The organism is Aquimarina litoralis, from assembly GCF_019295435.1.
GTDB classification, from domain to species: domain Bacteria; phylum Bacteroidota; class Bacteroidia; order Flavobacteriales; family Flavobacteriaceae; genus Aquimarina; species Aquimarina litoralis_A.
Genome location: NZ_WEKL01000093.1, coordinates 1 through 4051, shown reverse-complemented (window position 1 = coordinate 4051; position 4051 = coordinate 1). Strand labels below are relative to the sequence as shown.

At 36.1% G+C, this 4051-nt stretch carries 3 protein-coding genes; all 3 read right to left on the bottom strand.

Annotated features, from left to right (window positions below; genetic code table 11):
- Positions 1-299, bottom strand: a 299-nt coding sequence (locus GBO31_RS23250) for a hypothetical protein (protein WP_219011015.1), incomplete at its 3' end; no start/stop codon positions are given.
- 361 nt (positions 300-660) lie between these two features.
- Positions 661-2310 (bottom strand): DUF4157 domain-containing protein, encoded by a 1650-nt coding sequence (locus GBO31_RS23245; protein ID WP_219011014.1) that lies wholly within the window; start codon positions 2308-2310, stop codon positions 661-663.
- A gap of 194 nt (positions 2311-2504) precedes the next feature.
- Complete coding sequence (locus tag GBO31_RS23240; protein WP_219011013.1) at positions 2505-3902, bottom strand: ATP-binding protein; 1398 nt, start codon at positions 3900-3902, stop codon at positions 2505-2507.
- Between the last annotated feature and the right edge of the window lie 149 nt (positions 3903-4051).

Here is a 4051-nt window from a genome sequence, read left to right as displayed (position 1 = left end):
GCTTGTAGCTGTGCAGGTTTACTAGAGTTGTAATATACTTTTACATCATCCATACTGTAGCCAGATAAGTTTTCGATGCCTGATTTTAGTGTATCGGGTAAGCCGGTATTGTTTTTTCGTTGGATTGGATTCTTCGTATTATCTTCTGATCCTCCCATAACTGACCTCAACTTGCGTTGTACTGCTATGGCGGGACGGTAATCAACAATGGTGGCTTCGCCTCCAGTACTGGGTTCTTGTGGTACCCGTTGTACGGTTTCTTTTTGTTGTTCCTGAATGTTTTCTAGTGGTGCTTTCATTGCTTTTGTATAACATTTTATTGAATTGATAACTATCAGAAATACGGATTACAAATCCGCGCGATCAAGTGTTCTTGTTGTACCCGTTGTACCGTTCTTTTTTGGGGTTTTTGGGAGTTTTCTAATAGTGCTTTCATAGCTTATGTTCTTTATTTATTAAAAGCATGGATAACAAATCCGTACAATATTGATGCTACGTTTCTCACCATTTTCAAGAATACTAAAAGTGGCGTTATGCTAAAACTTATAAAATGGCAGGCTACCTCACATTTTCATTAGTCAATGCGAAGTTTTGTCACATTATACACCTTACAATTAGTCACAGATTGTTTTCTTATTTAGCATTGTCGTATTCCTGAAGCTATTTAGGTTTGATTTTACTCCAATATTTTTTTTGGAAAGATTCTTTGTCCATATAATAATAATTTGTTTTGATACCTGTATTTTTTTCCATGTTGATAATGTCAGAAACATGTTTATCACCTACTTTCCAAATGATATTTTTGTCATGCAACTCTTCTGCGGCTTCATGCATACATTTGCTTCTATCTTTTCTTACATTTTCTCCCGTCCTGATGTTATTAAATTCCTGTCTGTTCAATACCTCTCGGAATTTGTTATAGACTTTATTTGCCTTTATACCATCTTCTTTATCCACGAATTGTAAGCCAGTATCGTTTGCCTGTTTCCAACTATCTAAAAAGCTTTCAAGTTCTTGTAACAAATCAAATTCGTATGGCAGTTCATTTTTGTTTTCATACTCTTCTTTATATTCAAGAATTGAACCTTTCAAACGACCGTAATTTTTTTTCAGATAATTATTCATCTGAAACAGGTGATCACTGGTACCTATCGGTTTTTTTTCCTCATACTCTAGTTTAGAAATTAATTCCGCTTGTACCATAGTAACACCATTAAAATTGTTTGTACCTATTATATCTGTCCAAACTAAATCGTTCGAACATAATTGACGTATTACACCTTCATCGTTCTGCAAACCTTTTTCATGCAATTGGGCTACTATTGCCTTTACTATATTTTTTAGCTTGCTACCCTTAAGCTTTGTTTTTTTTGTTAGCGGTTCTATAGTCATATTATCTATCGAATTTATAATAGATCCAGCATTAATTTTTGCTCCATTGTTTTCATATGCATCTATCTCTGTTACCGTTTCGGTATACATAGAAAGGTCTCTCAAATCTTCTTTTGAAAAAGCCAAGGCGTTTTCTAATCTTAAGACAATAGGGTCTGCAAAATTTCCTTTCACCTTTAGATCTCCTTCTCGAAAATATGTATAGCTATGATATTTCATAATTCCGTATATCACCTCCTGTTCCTTTAAGCGGATGTTATCATCATAATCATTGTGATTTTCTCCAATGATGTATAAGCCTGATTTTTTATTGTCTAATTTTTTTATCTTTTTTCTTAGTACAATCCTACTATTGTTTTCTGTTATTTTTGCAGCCAAAGGTTTATTGGATGTTGACCGCTTTGACAGGCCAAAAACAGGATGCTGAGTATTAGAATGTAACGCCCTCGCCCCCATAACATCCGCCTCTTTTTCTAAACCAACATCATCATTGATGTTCACTTTACTTTTTAGTTGTCGTGTCGGTTTGACCCGACCTTGTTTTTGCTGTACCACATGCCAGGCTTCGTGCGGAAGGTGTTTTTCTTGTCCTGGTGCTAAGTGAATATCAGTTCCTTGCGCATAGGCATGGGCTTGTAATTGCGCTGGTTTGCTGGAGTTGTAATGCACTTTTACATCATCCATGCTATAACCAGATAGATTTTCGATTCCGGATTTTAGGTTGTCGGGTAGGCCGGTTTTATTCTTCCTTTGTATAGGTTTTTCATTCCTACCCATAGATTGTTGCAGTTGTCGCTGATCGATAGAAGAGGTACGGTTATCCATAAGTTGTGCCGTACCTCCGTTACTAGATTCACTAGCAACTCTCGGGGTAATCGAGTTCTGCGGTTGCTGAGTTTTATCTATTTGTGTTTTCATAGTTTATTTTCTGATTTTCACTTCTATGTCTTAATATGGATAGCAGAGGGATGGGATAAGACATCCCTCTAAATCTCCCTTCGAAGGGAGACTTTTTAAGTTCCCTCCCTTTTGAAGGGAGGGCTGGGGAGGGATGTTTTTCAAAACCTTTCTCTAGTTTATTCTCACACTTTCTTAAAATTTATCATATTTTATTAACTCAAAATAACTCCTTCCTTCTGTAACTCTTGCTTTATGGCTGTTTCCAAACTTTGCTGAGAGATAGTAGCTTTTTCATTGGTTACTGCTTGCAGTGTACATTTCCGTATCACATTCATCATCAATCCACCTGAGATATCATAGTGTTCTGCAATCTCCCATAGGTCTGCTTCAGCATCCAATGGTAATTTCTGAGCAAAAGACTGCTGCCATAACTGATAGCGTTCTTCTACTCCAGGCATTTTAAATTCAATCATTGATTGGAATCTTCGAGTAAAAGCTTCGTCTATATTATCTTTCAAATTACTTGCAAGGATTACTACTCCAGGAAAATCTTCTATACGTTGTAGCAAATACCCAATTTCCTGATTTCCATATCGATCATTAGCACTGCTTACCTGAGTACGTTGCCCAAATAAAGAATCGGCTTCATCAAAGAACAAAATCCAATCGTGCTGCTGTGCCTGATCAAATACTTTTGCTAGATTTTTTTCGGTTTCACCGATGTATTTAGAAACCGTCATACTCAGATCTATTTTATACACTTGTTTACCTGTGCTTTTCCCCAATAAAGCAGCAGCCATACTTTTACCTGTTCCTGGTGGCCCATAAAACAAACTTTTGTAGCCGGATTTTAATCGTTTTCCCAGCTCTAAAGCTTCTAAAACTGTTTGTCCGTGAGTAACCCAATCCCTGATTTCCTGCAAGCTACGTGCTGTAGATCTAGAGACGATGAGATCCTGCCACGATAGCTTAGTATGCAACTGTTGCGCAGGGAAATCAGGGCTATATATTGCTTGATAGGGTATACCGGTTATTATAGAGGCTACATATTCATTCGCAATCATCCATATACTACTCAATAAAGGACTGTTTCCTTTAGTTTGTGATATACGAATCATTCCCTGTTGTATAGCTATAAAATTCTGAGTAAGTAATACGTGGTATTGTAGTCGTTTTTGAAGGTCATCTCCTGCTAATAAAAACATAGCTGTTTCTGCAGTAGGAATTAACCCCAAATGTCCTTCTAATAATACTCCTCCAAATTCGCTATACCTACGATCATAGTCTTTATTTTTAGTGAGTAAAATATTTAAAACCTCAGGTTTTAAATGTGGTACTAATGCCAGAATTAGTAGCAATCGTTCTGCAAAGTTGAGTTTGTGTTCTTGGATAAAATTGGCATAACTTCCTTCTTTATCCTCAATATTGGGGACTGTTAAATCAGTAATAGATTCATATATAGTTTCCTGTTGGAAATGTAGTTCTAAACGAGTCTGCAATACTAAACTTAACCAAGCCAATTCAGCTTGCAAAACTTTAGCATTACTACTACTTGTGTTTGTAATAGTGTTATGATGATTTGTCGTCGCTATTATTGTTGATTTTTCCATATTGTTATTTCTTTATACTGTACTAAGGTTCTTCTTTATAAATCGGACTTTGAGAACCTCAGCCCTCATTTTTGTATTTCAAATTTTTATTATCATTATGATCCTTCTTTTTTGTATTGCCTAACACTTTGACAGCACTTCGACAGCAC